Origin of the sequence: Parageobacillus caldoxylosilyticus NBRC 107762 (assembly GCF_000632715.1) — a bacterium.
Lineage (GTDB): Bacteria > Bacillota > Bacilli > Bacillales > Anoxybacillaceae > Saccharococcus > Saccharococcus caldoxylosilyticus.
In genome coordinates, this window is sequence record NZ_BAWO01000004.1 from 1 (window position 1) to 18,744 (window position 18,744).

General features: G+C 47.6%; 21 protein-coding genes and 2 pseudogenes. 2 read left to right on the top strand and 21 right to left on the bottom strand.

Features of this window, described 5'->3' with window-relative positions; translation table 11 throughout:
- Window positions 1–23: 23 nt before the first annotated feature.
- The 18 genes from atpA to prfA all read right to left on the bottom strand — a co-directional run bounded on the left by atpA (window position 24) and on the right by prfA (window position 14,728).
- Complete coding sequence (atpA, locus tag GCA01S_RS01680; protein WP_017436869.1) at window positions 24–1,532, bottom strand: F0F1 ATP synthase subunit alpha; 1,509 nt, start codon at window positions 1,530–1,532, stop codon at window positions 24–26.
- A gap of 25 nt (window positions 1,533–1,557) precedes the next feature.
- Window positions 1,558–2,094, bottom strand: coding sequence for a F0F1 ATP synthase subunit delta (locus tag GCA01S_RS01685; protein WP_017436870.1), 537 nt, complete (start codon window positions 2,092–2,094; stop codon window positions 1,558–1,560).
- Window positions 2,091–2,624, bottom strand: coding sequence for a F0F1 ATP synthase subunit B (atpF, locus tag GCA01S_RS01690; protein ID WP_017436871.1), 534 nt, complete (start codon window positions 2,622–2,624; stop codon window positions 2,091–2,093). Before atpF ends, GCA01S_RS01685 begins: the two co-directional genes overlap by 4 nt.
- A gap of 302 nt (window positions 2,625–2,926) precedes the next feature.
- Entirely contained in the window at window positions 2,927–3,139 is a 213-nt protein-coding gene (gene atpE / locus GCA01S_RS01695) for a F0F1 ATP synthase subunit C (RefSeq protein ID WP_017436872.1), read from the bottom strand.
- 52 nt (window positions 3,140–3,191) lie between these two features.
- Window positions 3,192–3,905, bottom strand: a complete 714-nt coding sequence (atpB, locus tag GCA01S_RS01700) for a F0F1 ATP synthase subunit A (protein WP_017436873.1) — start codon at window positions 3,903–3,905, stop codon at window positions 3,192–3,194.
- An 18-nt stretch (window positions 3,906–3,923) separates the two neighbouring features.
- A complete protein-coding gene (locus tag GCA01S_RS01705) occupies window positions 3,924–4,307 on the bottom strand; it encodes an ATP synthase subunit I (protein WP_017436874.1) in 384 nt (127 codons plus the stop codon).
- A gap of 4 nt (window positions 4,308–4,311) precedes the next feature.
- Window positions 4,312–4,533, bottom strand: coding sequence for an AtpZ/AtpI family protein (locus GCA01S_RS01710; protein ID WP_017436875.1), 222 nt, complete (start codon window positions 4,531–4,533; stop codon window positions 4,312–4,314).
- 285 nt (window positions 4,534–4,818) lie between these two features.
- Window positions 4,819–5,448 carry a uracil phosphoribosyltransferase gene (gene upp / locus GCA01S_RS01715; protein WP_017436876.1) on the bottom strand — a complete coding sequence of 210 codons (630 nt, stop codon included), beginning with the start codon at window positions 5,446–5,448 and terminating at the stop codon, window positions 4,819–4,821.
- Window positions 5,449–5,571: 123 nt separating this feature from the next.
- Complete coding sequence (gene glyA, locus GCA01S_RS01720; RefSeq protein ID WP_017436877.1) at window positions 5,572–6,810, bottom strand: serine hydroxymethyltransferase; 1,239 nt, start codon at window positions 6,808–6,810, stop codon at window positions 5,572–5,574.
- 93 nt (window positions 6,811–6,903) lie between these two features.
- On the bottom strand, window positions 6,904–7,482 hold the full coding sequence (locus tag GCA01S_RS01725; RefSeq protein WP_042406791.1) for a TIGR01440 family protein: 579 nt from the start codon (window positions 7,480–7,482) through the stop codon (window positions 6,904–6,906).
- A 19-nt stretch (window positions 7,483–7,501) separates the two neighbouring features.
- Complete coding sequence (gene rpiB, locus GCA01S_RS01730; RefSeq protein ID WP_042406793.1) at window positions 7,502–7,948, bottom strand: ribose 5-phosphate isomerase B; 447 nt, start codon at window positions 7,946–7,948, stop codon at window positions 7,502–7,504.
- A gap of 94 nt (window positions 7,949–8,042) precedes the next feature.
- Window positions 8,043–9,338, bottom strand: coding sequence for a methyl-accepting chemotaxis protein (locus GCA01S_RS01735; protein WP_017436880.1), 1,296 nt, complete (start codon window positions 9,336–9,338; stop codon window positions 8,043–8,045).
- A gap of 11 nt (window positions 9,339–9,349) precedes the next feature.
- A complete protein-coding gene (locus GCA01S_RS01740; RefSeq protein WP_042406796.1) occupies window positions 9,350–9,796 on the bottom strand; it encodes a low molecular weight protein arginine phosphatase in 447 nt (148 codons plus the stop codon).
- Window positions 9,797–9,955: 159 nt separating this feature from the next.
- Window positions 9,956–10,510 (bottom strand): manganese efflux pump MntP, encoded by a 555-nt coding sequence (locus GCA01S_RS01745; RefSeq protein ID WP_042406799.1) that lies wholly within the window; start codon window positions 10,508–10,510, stop codon window positions 9,956–9,958.
- A gap of 54 nt (window positions 10,511–10,564) precedes the next feature.
- The gene (locus GCA01S_RS01750) at window positions 10,565–11,623 is read right to left on the bottom strand and encodes an L-threonylcarbamoyladenylate synthase (RefSeq protein WP_375781787.1); all 1,059 of its coding nucleotides are present in this window, start codon (window positions 11,621–11,623) and stop codon (window positions 10,565–10,567) included.
- Between the two features lie 177 nt (window positions 11,624–11,800).
- Window positions 11,801–12,574 (bottom strand): stage II sporulation protein R, encoded by a 774-nt coding sequence (gene spoIIR, locus GCA01S_RS01755; RefSeq protein ID WP_042406804.1) that lies wholly within the window; start codon window positions 12,572–12,574, stop codon window positions 11,801–11,803.
- 224 nt (window positions 12,575–12,798) lie between these two features.
- Window positions 12,799–13,662, bottom strand: coding sequence for a peptide chain release factor N(5)-glutamine methyltransferase (prmC, locus tag GCA01S_RS01760; protein WP_042407017.1), 864 nt, complete (start codon window positions 13,660–13,662; stop codon window positions 12,799–12,801).
- Window positions 13,652–14,728 (bottom strand): peptide chain release factor 1, encoded by a 1,077-nt coding sequence (gene prfA / locus GCA01S_RS01765; protein ID WP_042406805.1) that lies wholly within the window; start codon window positions 14,726–14,728, stop codon window positions 13,652–13,654. The genes prmC and prfA overlap by 11 nt, the downstream gene beginning before the upstream one ends.
- Before the next feature lie 269 nt (window positions 14,729–14,997).
- Here prfA and adhP point away from each other — a divergent pair.
- Window positions 14,998–16,019, top strand: a pseudogene (gene adhP, locus GCA01S_RS01770) (alcohol dehydrogenase AdhP).
- A 78-nt stretch (window positions 16,020–16,097) separates the two neighbouring features.
- Window positions 16,098–16,845: pseudogene (gene adh, locus GCA01S_RS01775) on the top strand (aldehyde dehydrogenase); the annotation flags it as partial.
- 38 nt (window positions 16,846–16,883) lie between these two features.
- Here the strand turns inward: adh and GCA01S_RS01780 are convergent.
- The 3 genes from GCA01S_RS01780 to rpmE all read right to left on the bottom strand — a co-directional run bounded on the left by GCA01S_RS01780 (window position 16,884) and on the right by rpmE (window position 18,625).
- On the bottom strand, window positions 16,884–17,324 hold the full coding sequence (locus GCA01S_RS01780; protein ID WP_017436892.1) for a hypothetical protein: 441 nt from the start codon (window positions 17,322–17,324) through the stop codon (window positions 16,884–16,886).
- Window positions 17,325–17,392: 68 nt separating this feature from the next.
- A complete protein-coding gene (locus GCA01S_RS01785; protein WP_042406806.1) occupies window positions 17,393–18,010 on the bottom strand; it encodes a thymidine kinase in 618 nt (205 codons plus the stop codon).
- A 414-nt stretch (window positions 18,011–18,424) separates the two neighbouring features.
- Window positions 18,425–18,625 (bottom strand): 50S ribosomal protein L31, encoded by a 201-nt coding sequence (gene rpmE, locus GCA01S_RS01795; protein WP_017436895.1) that lies wholly within the window; start codon window positions 18,623–18,625, stop codon window positions 18,425–18,427.
- Between the last annotated feature and the right edge of the window lie 119 nt (window positions 18,626–18,744).

Here is an 18,744-nt window from a genome sequence, read left to right on the forward strand (position 1 = left end):
AGTAACCAAGTATACACCCTCCTTTATTGGGAAACGACAAACGTTTTCTTGAACGCTTCGATCGCTTTGTTGAAATCTTCTTCGTTTGGAAGATCTTTTGTTGTACGAATATGTTCAAGCAAGTGCTGGCCGTTTTGGTCGAGCCATAAGAAGAATTCTTTTTCAAAGCGGCGAATATCTTCGACTGGAATGTCGTCTAAGAAACCGCGAGTAAGCGCGTAAATAATCGCTACTTGTTTTTCTACCGGAATCGGTGCATGCAAGTCTTGTTTTAACACTTCTACCGTACGAGCACCGCGAGCGAGCTTCGCTTGTGTCGCTTTATCAAGGTCTGAACCAAACTGTGCGAACGCTTCAAGTTCACGATACGCCGCTAAGTCCAAACGAAGCGTACCCGATACTTTTTTCATCGCTTTAATTTGTGCCGCACCACCGACGCGGGAGACGGAAAGACCAGCGTTAATCGCCGGGCGAACGCCGGAGAAGAACAGGTCTGATTGCAAGAAGATTTGTCCGTCGGTAATGGAGATGACGTTCGTTGGAATGTAGGCGGAAATGTCGCCCGCTTGTGTTTCGACGAACGGAAGCGCTGTTAACGAACCGCCGCCTTTGGCATCGCTTAATTTTGCCGCACGCTCTAACAGACGGGAGTGCAAGTAGAAAATATCCCCTGGATATGCTTCACGGCCTGGCGGACGGCGAAGCAAGAGCGACAATTCACGGTAAGCTGCCGCTTGTTTCGACAAGTCGTCGTAAACAACAAGCACGTGCTGGCCTTTATACATGAAATATTCGCCCATCGCCACACCCGCATATGGCGCAAGGAATAACAACGGAGCTGGTTGTGATGCAGATGCCGTTACAACGATCGTATAATCTAGCGCACCGTGTTTCCGCAACGTTTCAACAACCGTACGGACCGTTGATTCTTTTTGCCCGATTGCGACGTAAATACAAATCATATTTTGGTCTTTTTGGTTGATAATCGTGTCGATCGCAACCGATGTTTTCCCCGTTTGGCGGTCCCCGATGATTAACTCACGTTGACCACGGCCGATCGGCACCAATGCGTCAATCGCTTTAATCCCTGTTTGCAGCGGTTCATGAACCGATCTCCGGTCCATAACACCTGGTGCTGGGCTTTCGATCGGACGAGTTTCTGTCGTTTCGATTGGGCCTAAACCGTCGACTGGTTGTCCTAGAGGGTTGACAACACGGCCGATTAACGCTTCCCCGACAGGCACTTCCATAATCCGGCCTGTACGGCGCACTTCATCGCCTTCTTTAATCCCTGTATATGGACCTAAAATAACGATACCGACGTTATTTTCCTCCAAGTTTAACGCCATTCCCATCACGCCGTTGGCAAACTCAACAAGCTCCCCGGCCATGACATTGTCCAGTCCATGGGCGCGCGCAATTCCGTCACCAATTTGAATAACGGTGCCGACATCGCTTACTTGGATTTCAGACTGGTAGTTTTCAATTTGCTGCTTAATGAGCGCGCTGATTTCTTCCGCTCTGATGCTCATGCCTTTCACCCCTATCTTCAAATCTTTAGCCAATAAGCTGTCGTTGAATCCGTTCTAATTGTCCGCTGATGCTGCCATCGTAAATGCGGTTGCCGATGCGCAGCTTCACGCCGCCGATTAAGCTTGGATCGACAATATTTTCAATATGAAGCGTCGTTTTGCCGATTTTTTTCGCAAACACTTCGGAAAGCGCACGTTTTTCCTCTTCCGTTAACGGGCGCGCCGAATATGCAGTTGCCTCAGCAACGCCGCGGGCTTCATTCACCAACTCAATAAACTGCTCCGCCAGCTCTGGAACGATGTCGATGCGGTGGCGTTCCAAAAGCAGCAGCAATGTATTTCTTAACGGGGTTGAAACCGCCGCAAATGTTTCTTGAAGAAGCGCCTTTTTCTTTTCCAAAGATAGCTTCGGATACGTCAATAACGAAAAAAATTGCTCATTTTCCGCCAACGCTTGGCGCACGGCGCGAATTTCCTCTTCTAACTGGTCCAAAAGCTGCTTTTCGAGCGCAATTTGAAAAAGAGCTAACGCATACCGCTTTGCTATAATTTCTTTGTTCATCGACCTTCTCCTACCTCTTGAATGTACTCGCTAATCAGCTTCGCTTGGTCTTTTTCCGTTAACTCTTTTTCAATCACTTTCGAGGCGATTAATACGGACAAGGAAGCGACTTGCTCACGCAGCGCAGCCATTGCTTGCTCTTTTTCGCGTTCGATTTCTTTTTTCGCCGCTTCTTTTAACCGTTCTGCTTCCATACGGGCAGAAGCGATAATTTGCTCTTTTTGCTCTTCCGCCAGCTTGCGTGCATTTTCGATCAACTCTTGCGCTTCTTGGCGCGATTGTTTCATTAGCTCACGCTGCTCCTGAAGCAGTTTTTCCGCTTCTTGGCGATGCTTTTCCGCCTGGTCAATTTCATTGGCAATGTGCTCTTCACGCTGTTTCATAATATTCATTAACGGCTGCCAAGCGAATTTGCGCAGCAAAGCTAATAAAATAATAAACATGAGCAGCTGATAAATAATGTCGCCGCTGTTGATGCCTGTATGATGCGCGGCTTCGCCCAGCGCCAATAGTTTTGCATTGAATAACACCGCGTTTCACTCCTTTCGATAGCTATGCGCAACTACCCTCTAAAGCCGGGGGATTCTGACGCACGAAAGCGTTTTTTCTGCACCTATGTGCAGGCACTTACTCTTGTTCCGTTAAGTATCCTGGGCAAACACCTCACCGGTGTTTACGGTTCAAAGCCGTTTCCTGCTTCACCCAATGACTGAAACCATCGTGGCTATATACTTTTGTAGCGACAAACGTTTCCATGTTGAAAATACACACATAAAGGAATGGCGAAGGTGATCGTCGACACGAACTTCGCCATCATCAAAAAAGTATTTCGTTATCTGTTCATGACGATGAAGGAAATAACGACACCAATGATCGGCAGCGCCTCAACTAACGCAACCCCGATAAACATCGTCGTTTGCAACACAGGACGCAATTCTGGTTGACGTGCAATCCCTTCTACTGTACGACCTACGATTAAACCGTTACCGATACCAGCACCAAGTGCCGCTAAACCTACTGCAATCGCAGCTGCAATTAAATTCATAGTAAATATCCTCCTTTGTCCTTATTCGTTTTGTATAGTGAAGTTTTTATCATTAATGGTCTTGGCTGACTTTATGGGCCATATAAACCATTGTTAACATCGTGAAAATGAATGCTTGGATACAGCCGACGAAAATACTGAATGCTTGCCACGCCATCATCGGAATCGCGCCGCCAATAGCGCCAAGCACTCCATGGTTTGTCCCAAGCCCTGCTAGCAATCCTAGCAAAATTTCACCAGCGAAAATGTTGCCGTAAAGACGCAAACCCAGCGTCAACGTATTGGCAAATTCCTCAACGATTTTCAATGGGAACAAGAAAGCCATTGGCCGCGTGTAATCGCGCATATATTCAGATACGCCCTTCATTTTCACGCCGTAGTAATGGGTAAGCCCCACAATCATCACGGCGAGCGTGAGCGTAATCGTGGCATCCGCTGTCGGCGACTTCCACCAAAGTTCATCGCCTACGCGCACGGAAAACGGCAAGCCGAGCATGTTAGCGACAAAGATGTACATGATGAGCGTAACGCCCAGCGTTAAAAAACGGCCTCCCGTTTGCCAATCCATCGTGCTATTGATGATTCCTTTAACGAAATCAAACACCCATTCGATGAAATTTTGCATCCCTGTCGGGCGCAACTGCAGAGAACGCGTCGCCGCGATCGCAATGATAAATACGATCAAACTGGTGACCGTAATCATTAAAACGTTAGATAAGTTAAATGTGAGTCCTAAAAACTCATGAATCGGTGCTCCGTGTTGCAACCATCCCTCACCTCTCTTTCATGCATGTTGCCCATTATTTTTCCATTTTTGCAAAAGAAAATCTATTATAATGACAATATAGGATGTCATTAATCCCAGCACTACAGGCACGATGGCGAAATATTGCGGATATTCGAGGGCGACTGCCGCCGCCAGCGCCGCTAAAGCCAAGCGGGAAAGCGTCCCGATCGTACGCACTTTTTTGCGTTCCAACACGGCTTGTCCTAATTTATCGATTTTCCGCGTTAAACTCCATAACATAAAAATGCTAATGACAGTTCCAAGTATTAAACTTAAAAAAAATGTTTTATACGCCGTAAACCCCCACCCTAACGTATAAAGCGAAAGCAAATACAATATGTATTTGAGCTGCCGCAAAAACATTTGCTGGAATTTCTCCATGTTGCTACTCCTCTGGGAAATATTGACGGATTAAACGCAACATTGCATATACCCCAGTTGCTAGCCCGATCAACAGACCGATAATGAGAAAAATCGGCTCGGTATGAAATTTGTCGTCGATCCATTTTCCACCAAATACTCCTACTAAAATCGAACCAACCAACTGGGATACGATGGCGGACATGAGTGCCATCGCTTGAAACGGGTGGCGTTGTTTCGGACGCATACGCATACATCCTTAAATTAATTATTTTTCTAGTTTTTTTTTAATTTTAACAAAACATGAAAACCTTATCATATATCCCCTGTAAAGCATACAATACCACATGGTCAATGTCAATGTGTTTCAGAGGAAAACTATATTATAACAAATAAAATATTAAGAATTTGTGACATTTATTAATTTTCTTTTCACTACAATAGTGTATAATGATATATTTACTTTTTTAGACACAATTTTAAAAAAAAACGGTATCACTTCTCAGAAATGATACCGTTCTTCCATGTCGTTTTATTTTGTGCCAAACAAGCGGTCGCCGGCGTCGCCGAGCCCTGGGACGATATAGCCGTGGTCGTTTAATTTTTCATCGAGCGCCGCAATGTATATATCGACGTCCGGGTGCGCATTTTTCACTGCCTCCACCCCTTCTGGAGCAGCGATTAAACACATAAATTTAATGCTTTTCGCACCGCGTTTTTTCAAAGCGTTGATCGCTTCTATCGCCGATCCTCCGGTAGCGAGCATTGGGTCAACGATAATAAAATCGCGTTCTTCGACATCAGTCGGGAGCTTGACATAATATTCAACCGGCTTTAACGTTTCCGGATCGCGGTACAAGCCGATATGGCCGACTTTCGCCGCCGGAATTAATTTTAAAATGCCGTCCACCATGCCAATGCCGGCGCGCAAAATCGGGATGACGCCGAGTTTTTTCCCAGCGATCACTTTCGCTTTCGCTTTGCTGACTGGGGTTTCGATTTCGACTTCTTCAAGAGGGAGGTCGCGCGTAATTTCAAACGCCATCAGCGTAGCCACTTCTTCTACTAGTTCACGGAACTCTTTCGTGCCGGTGTTTTTGTCGCGGATGTAAGTGAGTTTATGCTGGATGAGCGGATGATCGAATACATATACTTTTCCCATTTTGCACTCTCCTCTTTGTAAACAAGTTTGCACTTCCATACATTCTACCGAAAAATAAAAGTATATTCAACCGCGAACCAAAAAGCGCACCTCGAAAGGCGGCCCTTTGAGGTGCGCATCCGTTTATTCTTGGTATAACGGGAATTTTTCTGTTAAAGCTGCCACGCGTTGCCGCGCTTCTTCAAGCTTTGCTTCATCTTCATGATGTTTTAAGACGAGGCTGATGATGCTTGCGATTTCATCCATTTCTTCCAAACCAAACCCACGCGTCGTCACCGCGGCGGTGCCAATGCGGATGCCGCTTGTCACAAAAGGGCTTTCCGGATCGTATGGAATCGTGTTTTTGTTCACGGTAATGCCGACTTCATCCAACACTTTTTCCGCCACTTTTCCGGTTAATCCTTGCGGGCGCAAGTCAACGAGCAGCAAGTGGTTGTCCGTTCCGCCGGAAACAAGGGTAAAGCCTTCGTTTTTCAATGCTTCGGCAAGGCGTTTCGCGTTGTTGACAATATTTTGCGCATACGTTTTGAAGTCGTCTTGCAACGCTTCGCCGAGCGCGACCGCTTTGGCGGCGATGACGTGCATGAGCGGCCCTCCTTGAATGCCTGGGAAGATCGCTTTATCGATTTGTTTGGCAAACTCTTCTTTGCAAAGAATCATCCCGCCGCGCGGACCGCGGAGCGTTTTGTGCGTTGTGGTCGTCACAAAATGCGCATATGGCACCGGGTTCGGATGAAGACCTGCCGCAACAAGACCTGCAATATGCGCCATGTCTACCATCAAGTACGCGCCTACTTCATCGGCGATCTCCCGGAACCGTTTGAAATCGATGATGCGCGGATAAGCGCTCGCCCCAGCGACAATTAATTTTGGCTTATGTACGCGCGCCTTTTCAAGCACATCGTCGTAATCAATAACATGGGTTTCTGGGTCGACGCCATACTCGACAAAATTGTATTGAATGCCGCTGAAGTTGACCGGGCTGCCGTGTGTCAGATGCCCCCCGTGCGACAAATTCATGCCGAGCACCGTGTCCCCATGCTTTAACACAGTGAAATATACCGCCATGTTTGCCTGCGCGCCGGAATGCGGCTGAACGTTGGCATGATCGGCGCCAAACAATTTTTTCGCCCGCTCGCGCGCCAAATCCTCAACGACGTCGACGTATTCACAGCCGCCGTAGTAGCGGCGTCCCGGATAGCCTTCCGCATATTTATTCGTTAACACAGAACCTTGCGCTTCCATGACTGCGCGGCTGACAAAGTTTTCTGATGCGATCAATTCGATTTTTGAATGCTGCCGTTTCCGTTCGTTTTCAATCGCGGCAAATACTTGCGGATCTTGTTGTGGCAAGTAGTTCATCACTAGCTCCCCCTTAATGCGAAATATATGAATATTCCTTTTTATTTTATCAGCTTTTTACGATTGGATTCAAAGAAAAAATGAACAAAATGATTAAGAAGTGCAGGAAGCATTCGGATTTTCTAAAGAATAGACGGCTCGGGCGCCGCCAATCAGCTTCGGTCGCGTTTTCGCCAACGTTACGTGGGCATGTCCGACTCGTTTCAGCGAAACGCGCACCGGAACGGCGACATGTTTTAAATGCATGCCAATCAGCGTATCGCCGATATCGATGCCGGCGTCAGCTTGAATAAATTCGACAACGACTGGATCGGCGAGATGGCGGTACGCATAGGCAGCCATCGCGCCGCCCGCCGACGGGACAGGGATGACCGAGACGATTTCGAGCTGGCGGGATAACGCGGTTTTTCTTTCGACAACGAGGGCGCGGTTTAAATGTTCGCAGCATTGAAACGCAAGCTGGATCCCGGTTTCGTCATGCCATTTTTTCAGTTCAGCAAACAGCATTGCCGCAACTTCCGTCGAGCCGGCCGTGCCGATTTTTTCGCCAATCACTTCGCTCGTGCTGCATCCAATGACAAGAATATGCTCGGATGAAAGCGGGACCTGCTGGCGAAATTCGCGCAAAATCGTCTGCCATTGTTGCTGCCATTCAGCTAGTAGGGAAGACATAGACGCGATTCCTCCCATTTTACAAATGCTTGCTTTCATATTCGCTAATTTTCTCGATCCGCCGCGCGTGGCGACCGCCTTCAAACTCCGTCGTCAGCCATGCTTTGGCGATTTCGCGCGCCAGCCCCGGTCCAATGACGCGTTCGCCCATCGCTAAAATATTGCTATCATTATGCTGGCGCGTCAGTTTGGCGCTGTATACGTCGTGGCAAAGCGCACAGCGAATTCCTTTCACTTTGTTGGCGGCAATCGTCATGCCAATTCCCGTGCCGCAAATTAAAATACCACGGTCCACTTCGCCGCGCGCCACTTTCTCTGCGACGGGAATCGCGTAATCCGGATAATCGACCGACGTTTCGCAGTTACAGCCGAGGTCGATGTATTCAATTCCCATTTCATCCATTAATTGTTTAATTTCTTCGCGAATGTGGATTCCGCCATGGTCTGAGGCAATCGCTACTTTCATGCTTTGCTTCCTCCTTTGTTTCGTCATCATGCAAAAAGGCCGCCTTTTTTATTCATTTTACCTCTTTCTATTAAAAAAGGCGACCTTTCTTCCTTTATTTTGTGCTAAATTGGGCAATCGTTGCTTTTAATTTTTCCGCTTGTTCCGCGAGTTCGCGGGCGAGTTCATTGACATGATCAATAGCGGAAGTTTGCTCCTGCGTTGCCGCCGCCACTTCCATCGCTCCGGCAGAAGTTTGTTCGGCAATCGCCGCGACTTCTTGCGATTGTCCTGCCGCTTTTTCGATATGGACCATTTGCTCTTTAGCCAAATCAGCAATTTCATGGACGGCGCGGACCACTTCATGAATCGATTTTGTCATATCGGCAATCGCCGCGTTTGTGCTGGCGCCTTTCGCCGCTTCTTCATTGGCCGCTTGGACTTGTTCATGAATTTGCGCGACAACGCGGCTGACTTCTTTTTGGATGCTTTGAATCAGCTCCGCTATTCCTTGCACAGCCTTGGCGCTTTCATCGGCGAGCTTCCGCACTTCCTCGGCGACCACAGCAAAACCTTTCCCGTGCTCCCCGGCGCGCGCTGCTTCAATCGAAGCGTTTAAAGCGAGCAAATTCGTTTGCCGGGCAATATCGCCGACAAGGGAAATAATGTTTTCGACTTCTTTGGCGTGCCGCTCAAGCCGCTGCACAGCCGTTAAAGACATCTGATGATTGTGCGCCAATTGTTCTATGCCGCCGATCAGCGAGCTGATTACTTCGCGGCTTTTATGGAGCGCGGTTACCATTTCTTTCGCTAGTTGCTCTGACTGCCCCGCTTTTTCCTGCACTTGCCCGGCGATGCGGAGAACATCTTCGACCGACTCGGCGGCCGTCTGCATCGAGGCGGCGGAAGCGTTCGCCCCTTTGGAAATTTCGTCAATCGTGTACGCGATCTCTTTCGAACGCCCCACGGCAACGTCAGAAGCGTTCGTAATTTCCACGACTTTCTCATTCGTACGGGCAAAATTGTCTTCGATATTGCGTATAATCGACCGCAAACTGCGCAGCATTTCGTTAAACGCGAGACCTAATGAACGAATTTCATCATCCGATTTCGAGAGCGGGACATCTTCGTTAATTTGCCCGCTTGCCGCTTTCATCGCTGCCTCTTCCAAACGCTGCAGCGGTTTCGTAATCACCCCAGATGCCATATAGGCGAGCACGCCGGACCAAAAAATCCCGAGCAGCAAGATCAAAATGGTAAACACGTTTTTAGCTATCGAGGAGAAAAATACATCATACAAAATGTAAAGAAAAAACGCGCTGGTCGAGTAGGTGATCAGTGCTAATGCGGTAGCAAATACAACGAGCTTGAGGCGCAAGCTAAAACGATATCGTTTGTTTCTCCTTTCCATATCCCTTCCCCCTATGGATTTCCCCCTAGTTTCTCGATAAGGCCGTCAATCAATGCGGCAAGCTCATCCCTCGTCTGGCGGTATATTTCTACCGATCCGCCAAACGGGTCGGATACATCGCCCTGCTTTCCGGAAACAAATTCTTTCAGCGTAAACGTTTTCTCTTTCGCTTCGGGAAACTGTCCGATAATAAGCTGCTTATGTCCTGCGGTCATCGTCAAAATATGGGTCGCCCACTCGACGTCTTCCTTCTTTAATAGCGAAGAACGATGATTGGCGTCAATCCCTTTTTCTTTCAACACCGCTTTCGCATGGGGCGAGGCATCGTTCCCTTCTGCGGCAAATACTCCCGCCGATTTCACTTCTACATCCGGCAGCTGCTTATGCGCCAAAAGAGCGGCCGCCATCGGGCTTCGGCATGTGTTTCCCGTGCAAACAAATAAAATGCGGTACGACATAGCAACACCTCTTAACTTTGTTTATCGCTCCCACCTGCGATAAGATAATTATATAATAAAATTTACCAACAAATATAGCATCGCATCAAAAAAAGCTTTCCCAAAAAGTTGACCCGCGTCTTTTTGGAAAAGCTTTTTTGTCTTTCCGCTTATCAAAAATCAAAAGGAAAACAACAGCTTTAAACCGAAAGCGAGCAAAATGCTGCCGCCAAGCGCCTCGCCGTAAGCGCCAAGCCACTGCTGAAAATGGCGGCCCAGCATCAGTCCCATCCATGTCAGCACCATGCTAAAAAAGCCAAACAATAAGATCGTCAGCATCGTTCTTGCTCCGAAAATGCCGAGGCTAAGCCCGACGGAAAAACTGTCGAGACTCACGCTGAATGCAAAAAAAATAAGTCCTATTCCTTTTGGCGAAGCGGATGCATCGCCTTCCTTTTTAAATGATGCGGCAATCATTTGAATTCCCAACAGCAGCAATAACGCCCCGCCGATATACGAGGCGATGCTGCCAAATTGGCGGGATAAAAAACGGCCGACAATCATGCCGAACATCGGCATGAGAATGTGAAAAAGACCGATCATCACACCTATATAAAAAATTTGTTTTAAGCGTAAGCGCAGCAAGCCCATGCCTAAGGCGACGGAGAATGCGTCCATTCCCAACGCAAACGCCATCATCGATAGCGCTATGATTTCGCCGATGAACATGCTCATTTGCTTTCCCTCCCCGGACTGGCTTACTGCTAACATATGCACGTCCGGGAGCGTTTAGAAGTGTGTTTCCCCTTCTACAATCACCTGATGACCAGCCGCTTTTTGCAGCCGGTTCATAATCGCTGTCCCGATTCCTTCTGTCGGAAACGATTCGCTGTAAATGATATCCACATCTGTTTGATCAAATTTGCGCAGCGTGTCATATAAATGGCTGGCTACCGTATGTAAATCATGCCGCGACCCACAGGCCAATACGGCATCGGCGCGGTAAAATGCAAGGTTTTCTTCCGTTGTCAGCACGCCGACCTTTTTGCCGAGCGCCTGCTGCTTGTCGACAAGGGTCTGCAAAAAAGAAGGGGAACCATACACAATCATCATTGGTGATTTTGGCGCGTAATGTGTATATTTCATTCCCGGCGATTTCGGTGCCTCCTGTTCGTTGGTAACGGCGCTGCCATCGGCGACCGTGCCGATCACTTCTGCGAGCGTTTCTTTTGTAATGCCGCCCGGACGCAAAATGGTAGGCACTTTCGCCGTACAGTCAAGCACCGTCGATTCCACGCCGATCCCTGTTTCGCCGCCATCGACCACACCGGCAATGCGTCCGTCTAAATCGGCAAGTACATGCGCTGCCGTTGTCGGGCTTGGACGGCCGGATCGATTGGCGCTTGGAGCTGCCAGCGGCAGGCCGCTTTCCTCGATGAGCGCGAGCGCCACCGGGTGTGCCGGCATGCGCACGGCCACCGTTGATAAGCCGGCGGTCACTCGATCAGAAATGACGCCTTCTTTTTTCGGCAAAATAAGCGTCAGCGGCCCCGGCCAAAATCGCTCGATCAGCGTGTCAGCGATATCGGGAACGTCAGAAACGATGGACTCCAGCTGTTCGCGGCGGGCGATATGGACAATTAACGGATTGTCGCTTGGTCGGCCTTTGGCCGCAAAAATTTTCTCGACCGCTGTTGTATTGGTGGCATCCGCTCCTAATCCATAGACGGTCTCCGTCGGGAAGGCGACAACTTCTCCACATTGCAGCAGGCGGGCAGCTTCTTTTATTTGTGGATAAATGCGTTGTTTATCAACAACATTATCCACAATCCAAACATTTGTTTTCACTTTATTCACCTCTACCATTGTCATTGCTTCCTAGTAAATTTCTAAAAACATTCTAGTCTTACAAAGAAAAAAAGAAAAGCTTTCCATACAGTTATCAACAACATGTGAATAAATATGTTATTTTTGTGGACAACTTTGTGGATATATACGTTATCTTCCCCATTCATCCACAGTTCGTTACGGAATGAGATAACTGATCAGTTCTTTCAAGAAAAACTTTATTTTTACCGGCTGTTCCTGCTCCGCGACAAATGGGGAAGCCGTTGGTGCAACGCCTGCTTGTTTGACCTCCTTGTTGACCGCTTTGCTGCCAGCATCTTGTTGACCGTCCGTTTCCGCTGTTTCCTTGTTCTCGTCGTCTGTTACAGCATCAGTTTTCCGGCTTTGTCCGCTTTTCTTATCCTTTTCCTCATTTTGAACGGACGACGCTTCACTCATTTGCACCGCATCGCTATTGGAAAAATCGAGGAAACAAAGCGGCGGGAATAACACGCACCACCAGTTGGCTCCTTTTCCTTCGCCGAGCGTAATCAAAACAGCATCATATTTTCCAGCTGGATATATAAAATTGCCGTAAATTTTCGTCGGAAAATCGACTTGGCCGAACTCGACTTGATACGACTGATCGCTATGTTCTTTTCGAAGTACGTCTGCAACCGTTTGTTCAATTTCAGGAAGATGGGATTGAATAACCCGCTTTGCCTCGGCAAAAGACGTCAAATCAGCAACCCACTTCGTAATTTTGGCATTGACCGCATCGCGGACTTTATGTTTCAGCTCTTGGTCTTCGGCGGAGTCGCTGTTGGCTAAAATGCGCAGGCGGATTGCTTTATCGGGAATCGCCACCGTGGCGTTTGCCCCCGCCTCTGTTTGATGGCCGTATACATTGACGAGTACACCAACCATTAATAGTAATATATATAAAACAATGGCAAGCTTTTTTTGGCTCATTGTTTGACACCGTCCTTTCACTCTTCATTGTGGACAGTGTGAGCCAATTTTAAACTCTATCAATCTAAAAAAATCATTTTTTTAATCCATTTGGATATAAAGGGGCAATATCCATCCATCAGCATCCACGTTTTAGCGCCGCGCGGACCAATGCCAAGCGGATCCCGCTCAAACAAGAAGGCAAGTCGGTGACTTGCCTTCGTTCAGCAAAAATCCAAAAAATGTTATTGTAACGTCGCATATACCATTCGGTCTTTTCCATTGATGTCGAAAGCAACTTCGACGTTCGCCGGCGGAAATGCCTCCTTCAGCAATGCGGCAACCGCCTCCCCTTGCCCGGCTCCCACTTCAAACGCCACAAGCGCCCGTTCTTTTAGCACAAGAGGCAGTTCGCGGGCAAAGCGGCGGTAAAACGCAAGACCGTCCTCACCGCCGGCAAGCGCCGCAAAAGGTTCATGATCCTTTACAATAGGGGACAGCAAAGCGATGTCGCCTTCTGGAATATAGGGTGGGTTGGAGACAACGACGTCTACTTTGCGGTTTGCTTCGATAAGCGGCTGCAACAAATCGCCGCGTAAAAAAGCGACTTTGGCGCCAAGACGCTCCGCATTTTGTGCTGCCACCCGCAAGGCTTCTCGCGAAATGTCAATAGCCGTCACGCGCAGCGCCGGATTTTCTAAGGCAAGCGTTACCGCAATCGCCCCGCTTCCCGTGCCGACATCGACAACATCCAATTGGTGATTATCTGGAAATAAATGTGAAATTCTTGTTAACACGCCTTGTACTAATTCTTCTGTTTCCGGACGCGGAATGAGCACGTGGCGGTTGACAAGAAACGGACGGCCGTAAAAATGTTCGTAACCAATTAAGTGCTGAACTGGAACGTGTTCGTACACATGCTTATGAACATCCGCCATAAATGATTGATGCACGCTTCCATCGATCGGATCGCGCAGCCGCGCCAACAGCTGGGCTCTTGTCAGCCGCAAATGATGGCAAAGCAACAGTTCCGCCACCCGCTCTTCTTTTCCGTGCTGCTTTAAAAAAGAAGAAGCCCATGTGAGGACTTCGTAAATGTTACGATGCATCATTAGCCTGCTCCAATTTTTTCGCTTGATCATCTAAGATCAGCGCTTCAATGATTTCATCAAGATTCCCATCAAGCACTTGGTCAAGCTTTTGAATCGTCAGCCCGATGCGATGGTCGGTGACGCGGTTTTGCGGAAAGTTATACGTACGGATTCGCTCGGAGCGATCTCCTGTTCCGACCGCCTGCTTGCGCGTCTGATCGTATTCGGCGCGCGCTTCCTGCTGGTATTTGTCATAAATGCGGGCGCGCAATACTTTCATCGCTTTTTCTTTGTTTTTAATTTGCGATTTTTCATCCTGGCAGGTGACCACAATGCCGGTTGGAATATGAGTCAAGCGGACGGCCGACATCGTCGTGTTGACGCTTTGTCCCCCCGGCCCGCTCGAGGCGAACGTATCGACGCGAATGTCTTTTTCGTTGATTTCCACTTCGATTTCTTCCATTTCCGGCAAACAAGCAACGGTTGCTGTCGATGTGTGAATACGTCCGCCAGATTCCGTTTCCGGGACGCGCTGCACACGGTGTGCGCCGTTTTCGTATTTCAGCTTGGAATACGCACCTTTTCCAATGATTGTAAAAATAATTTCTTTATATCCGCCCAATCCAGTCGGACTTGCTTCAATGACTTCTGTCTTCCATCCTTGCGATTCGGCGTAGCGCGTATACATCCGGTACAAATCGCCGGCAAACAGCGCCGCCTCCTCGCCGCCCGCCGCTGCGCGGATTTCCATAATGACGTTTTTCTCATCGTTCGGGTCTTTCGGCAACAGAAGCACTTTCAGCTTATTGATGAGCTCTTCTTCGCGCTGCTCCAGCTCATCAATTTCTTCCTTTACCATTTCGCGCAGCTCCGGATCGAGTTTTTCCTCCAGCATCGCTTTCGCATCCGCCAGCTGTTTGCGAACCGATTTGTATTCGCGGTACGTCTGCACCGTTTCTTGTAAATCCGCCTGCTCTTTCGAATAGTCGCGGAGTTTTTTCGGATCATTAATGACTTCCGGATCCATCAGGAGTTGATTTAATTTTTCATAACGTTCTTCTACCGCTTCAAGACGATCAAACACGTTTTTCACCTCTGTTTTCCATGCACAGTCTAATTTATTATTATATCCCAAATATATAAAACAGAAAAGTGTATATATAAGAGAGTTGAACAAACAAAACGAATGAACATTACGAAAATTAGCAAAAAATTATCGAAATTTCGTTCAATTTTAACAAAAATTCGGCAAAACATGTGAATTTGTCATAGAAAAACCGGTTTTTTCTATTGGCATAGTTTTTGCAGGATAAACTAGTGAAACTTTTTGAAATTTAGAAAGGGGTAGGGAGAATGAAAGCCGCAGTAGTCAATGAATTTAAGCAAAAACTAGAAATTAAAGAGGTGGAAAAACCGAAGCTAAACTACGGAGAAGTACTTATCAAAATTGAAGCTTGCGGGGTTTGCCACACCGATTTGCATGCTGCGCACGGAGACTGGCCAGTCAAGCCAAAATTGCCTTTAATTCCTGGACATGAAGGGGTAGGGATTGTTGTCGAAGTAGCAGAAGGAGTAAAATCCGTTAAAGTAGGTGACCGTGTCGGTGTTCCATGGCTATACTCCGCTTGCGGAGAATGTGAATATTGCTTGAGCGGACAAGAAACACTTTGCCCACATCAATTAAACGGCGGATATTCCGTCGATGGGGGATATGCGGAATACTGCAAAGCACCTGCCGATTATGTCGCAAAAATCCCAGAAAATTTGGATCCAGTAGAAGTCGCGCCGATTCTCTGCGCCGGAGTAACGACATACAAAGCGCTAAAGGTGTCTAACGCCAAACCAGGAGAATGGGTAGCCATTTACGGATCGGAGGATTAGGGCATATTGCCCTTCAATACGCAAAAGCAATGGGATTAAACGTTGTCGCGGTTGATATTAGTGACGAAAAAATCGATCTTGCCAAACAGTTGGGGGCCGATATTGCCATTAATGGACTAAAAGAGGATCCAGTAGAAGCTATTCATCAAAAAGTAGGCGGAGTGCATGCTGCCATTAGTGTTGCCGTAACGAAAAAAGCGTTCGAACAAGCCTATAAATCCGTAAGACGCGGCGGATGCCTTGTTGTTGTTGGATTGCCTAATGATGAACTGCCGATTCCCATTTTCGATACGGTATTAAATGGGATTACGGTGAAAGGATCCATCGTCGGTACAAGAAAAGATATGCAAGAAGCGTTGGATTTCGCTGCGAAGGGAAAAGTACGCCCTATTGTAGAAACCGCTCCATTAGAAAAAATCAATGAAGTATTTGAGAGAATGGAAAAAGGAAAAATTAACGGCCGGGTCGTTTTAACCATTGGTATAAACCGTTAATGGAACATATGCTCCACACGGGAGGCGGTCTTTTTGACCGCTCCCTATTCAAAATGACATTATTAGGAGGGAAAAAGTATGATTTACAGCCGCCCAGGAGAAAAAGACGCAAAAGTACAATTTAAAACAAGATATGATAATTATATTAATGGTGAATGGGTTCCGCCTATTGGAGGACAATATTTTGAAAATGTCACCCCTGTAACTGGCGGAGTGTTTTGTGAAGTCGCTCGCTCCCAAGCAGAAGATATTGAGTTAGCATTAGACGCTGCCCATACTGCAAAAGAATCATGGGGAAAAACTTCTCCAGCGGAAAGAGCGTTAATTTTAAATAAAATTGCCGATCGCATTGAGGCTAATCTAGAAATGCTTGCGGTAGCGGAAACGTGGGACAATGGTAAAGCGATTCGAGAAACGTTGAATGCTGACTTGCCGTTATATATTGATCATTTTCGTTACTTTGCCGGAGCTATCCGCGCTCAAGAAGGCACGATCAGCCAAATTGATGATGATACAGTAAGCTTATCATTTCCATGAACCGTTGGGCGTTGTTGGACAAATTATTCCTTGGAACTTTCCGTTATGAATGGCCGCATGGAAAATCGCTCCCGCACTGGCAGCGGGCAATTGTATTGTGTTAAAACCAGCAGAGCAAACTCCCGCTTCCATTACGGTGCTAATGGAACTGATCGGTGATCTATTGCCGCCAGGGGTACTAAATGTCGTTAATGGATTTGGTCTTGAAGCTGGAAAACCGCTAGCTTCGAATTCACGTATCGCTAAAATCGCCTTTACCGGAGAAACGACAACAGGTCGCCTCATCATATGGATAAAAAAAGATTCATCTTCTCAGAAGATGAATCCTTAATGTAAACGCACATGAATATCGTACGTCGGAATCGCTCTTATCAACAGTTTGTGAATCCGCGTCCGCTCTTTTTCCCGCTGTTCGGCTGTTAGCGACGAAGGGACGTGGACGGTCACGTACATGTTGTTTCCATTCATCCAAACCGATCCTGGTCTGTAATCGGTGTACGTTTCGATCACTTGCACCGCTTTGCGAATGTCGGCATGCTGATTTTCGCTTCCGTCAGTGATACTGATAAAATTCGGGTTTTGCCGCGTTTTTTCCGGGTCATCAAAGTTGTTATATAAATAGCGATCATAACCGCTTTGCGCTTTATCATCCGTAATTAGCCTTGTCCCGTTGCGATCTTCGCTTTGCTGACGGTACGAAGGATGGTCCGGATTTAATGAACAAGCGGAAAGCAAAAGAACAAAACCTAACAGCAGTATGCTTCTCATTCTTTTTCGCCTCCCTGCTGTTAGGTTTTCCTGTACGCTTCAAAATATAGATGGTAGGATTCGCCGTTTTATCGCGCGAAATGATGATTTGTTTTGTCCATTTTCACCGGTTTGCCGGGAACTTCATGATGATGGCGGCAGCGTGGTTCGTATGCCTCGCTGGCGCCTACTAAAATCACCGGATCATCATAAGAGGCGGGAACGCCGTTAATGAGCCGCTGCGTCCGGCTTGCCGGGGAGCCGCATACGGTGCAGACGGCTTGCAGTTTGGTGACCGATTCGGCAACCGCCATGAGCGTTGGCACCGGCCCAAACGGTTCGCCACGGAAATCCTGGTCCAACCCCGCGACAATGACGCGATAGCCACGGTCCGCCAACGTTTGCACGACATCGACAATGTCGGTGGAAAAAAACTGCACTTCATCGATGGCAATAACGTCTGTTTCTTCCGAAATATGCTCAAAAATTTCTTGCGGCGAGGAAACCGGAATGGCAATCACCGAATTGCCGTTATGTGATACGACCGCTTCTTCGCTGTAGCGGTTGTCGATTGTCGGCTTGAACACTTTCACTTCCTGCTTGGCAAACTGCGCGCGGCGCACGCGGCGGATTAATTCTTCCGATTTTCCGGAAAACATGCTTCCGCAAATGACTTCCAACCAGCCGGACTGTTTCATAATATACATGAAAAATGCCTCTCCCTTCGTTCTCGTCTGCCGGCGTATGTATCTGTTATTGTACCTCGTTTTGGCATAAAAAAACAGGCAAGTAAACGGGTCGCTTGCCTGTTTTTTATTTCATTGCGCTAGGACGTGACGGCTTCTGCCGCCAAGCGGCTCGCCTCCGCTTTTCTTCATTGTCCAGCTCGGCTCGCAACCGCTCGGGGTCAAATAACCTTCGCCTTTGGGGTGACAAGCACCCCTGCAGGCGAAGAACATTTGCCCGTCGCGGTTAAGAGGCTCGCCTCCGCTTTTCTTCATTGTCCAGCTCCAGCGGCTAGCCTTCTTCTGCCAAATAACCTTCCCCCCTCAGGGTGACAAGCAGCCCTGCGGGTGAAGAACATTTGGCTTCGAAGGCTAATCACGCCGCCTCCGCTTTTCTTATTTCAAGCCGTATTTTTTGTTGAATTTATCAACACGTCCTGCTGCAGAAACAAATTTTTGACGTCCTGTATAGAATGGATGGCATTCTGAGCAGATTTCTACGCGCAATTCATCTTTTACAGAACCGCTTTCGAATTCGTTTCCGCATGCGCAGCGTACGATGACTTTTTTGTACTCTGGATGAATTCCTGGTTTCATTCTTTTCATCTCCTTCCGCCCTGTATCATTTCGAAACAGAGTTGATATATCAATAAAATGAATTGGCGTTTACCAAAACACACATATTAAGATTATAACAACTTTCCTGTTCCTTTGCA

Excerpts from the sequence above, each read along its gene's own strand:
- atpA (WP_017436869.1), bottom strand. The coding sequence starts at position 1,532 with ATGAGCATCAGAGCGGAAGAAATCAGCGCGCTCATTAAGCAGCAAATT.
- GCA01S_RS01685 (WP_017436870.1), bottom strand. The coding sequence starts at position 2,094 with ATGAACAAAGAAATTATAGCAAAGCGGTATGCGTTAGCTCTTTTTCAA.
- atpE (WP_017436872.1), bottom strand. The coding sequence starts at position 3,139 with ATGAATTTAATTGCAGCTGCGATTGCAGTAGGTTTAGCGGCACTTGGT.
- GCA01S_RS01705 (WP_017436874.1), bottom strand. The coding sequence starts at position 4,307 with ATGGAGAAATTCCAGCAAATGTTTTTGCGGCAGCTCAAATACATATTG.
- GCA01S_RS01710 (WP_017436875.1), bottom strand. The coding sequence starts at position 4,533 with ATGCGTCCGAAACAACGCCACCCGTTTCAAGCGATGGCACTCATGTCC.
- upp (WP_017436876.1), bottom strand. The coding sequence starts at position 5,448 with ATGGGAAAAGTATATGTATTCGATCATCCGCTCATCCAGCATAAACTC.
- glyA (WP_017436877.1), bottom strand. The coding sequence starts at position 6,810 with ATGAACTACTTGCCACAACAAGATCCGCAAGTATTTGCCGCGATTGAA.
- GCA01S_RS01725 (WP_042406791.1), bottom strand. The coding sequence starts at position 7,482 with ATGTCTTCCCTACTAGCTGAATGGCAGCAACAATGGCAGACGATTTTG.
- rpiB (WP_042406793.1), bottom strand. The coding sequence starts at position 7,948 with ATGAAAGTAGCGATTGCCTCAGACCATGGCGGAATCCACATTCGCGAA.
- GCA01S_RS01735 (WP_017436880.1), bottom strand. The coding sequence starts at position 9,338 with ATGGAAAGGAGAAACAAACGATATCGTTTTAGCTTGCGCCTCAAGCTC.
- GCA01S_RS01740 (WP_042406796.1), bottom strand. The coding sequence starts at position 9,796 with ATGTCGTACCGCATTTTATTTGTTTGCACGGGAAACACATGCCGAAGC.
- GCA01S_RS01745 (WP_042406799.1), bottom strand. The coding sequence starts at position 10,510 with ATGAGCATGTTCATCGGCGAAATCATAGCGCTATCGATGATGGCGTTT.
- spoIIR (WP_042406804.1), bottom strand. The coding sequence starts at position 12,574 with ATGAGCCAAAAAAAGCTTGCCATTGTTTTATATATATTACTATTAATG.
- prmC (WP_042407017.1), bottom strand. The coding sequence starts at position 13,662 with ATGCATCGTAACATTTACGAAGTCCTCACATGGGCTTCTTCTTTTTTA.
- GCA01S_RS01780 (WP_017436892.1), bottom strand. The coding sequence starts at position 17,324 with ATGAGAAGCATACTGCTGTTAGGTTTTGTTCTTTTGCTTTCCGCTTGT.
- GCA01S_RS01785 (WP_042406806.1), bottom strand. The coding sequence starts at position 18,010 with ATGTATATTATGAAACAGTCCGGCTGGTTGGAAGTCATTTGCGGAAGC.
- rpmE (WP_017436895.1), bottom strand. The coding sequence starts at position 18,625 with ATGAAACCAGGAATTCATCCAGAGTACAAAAAAGTCATCGTACGCTGC.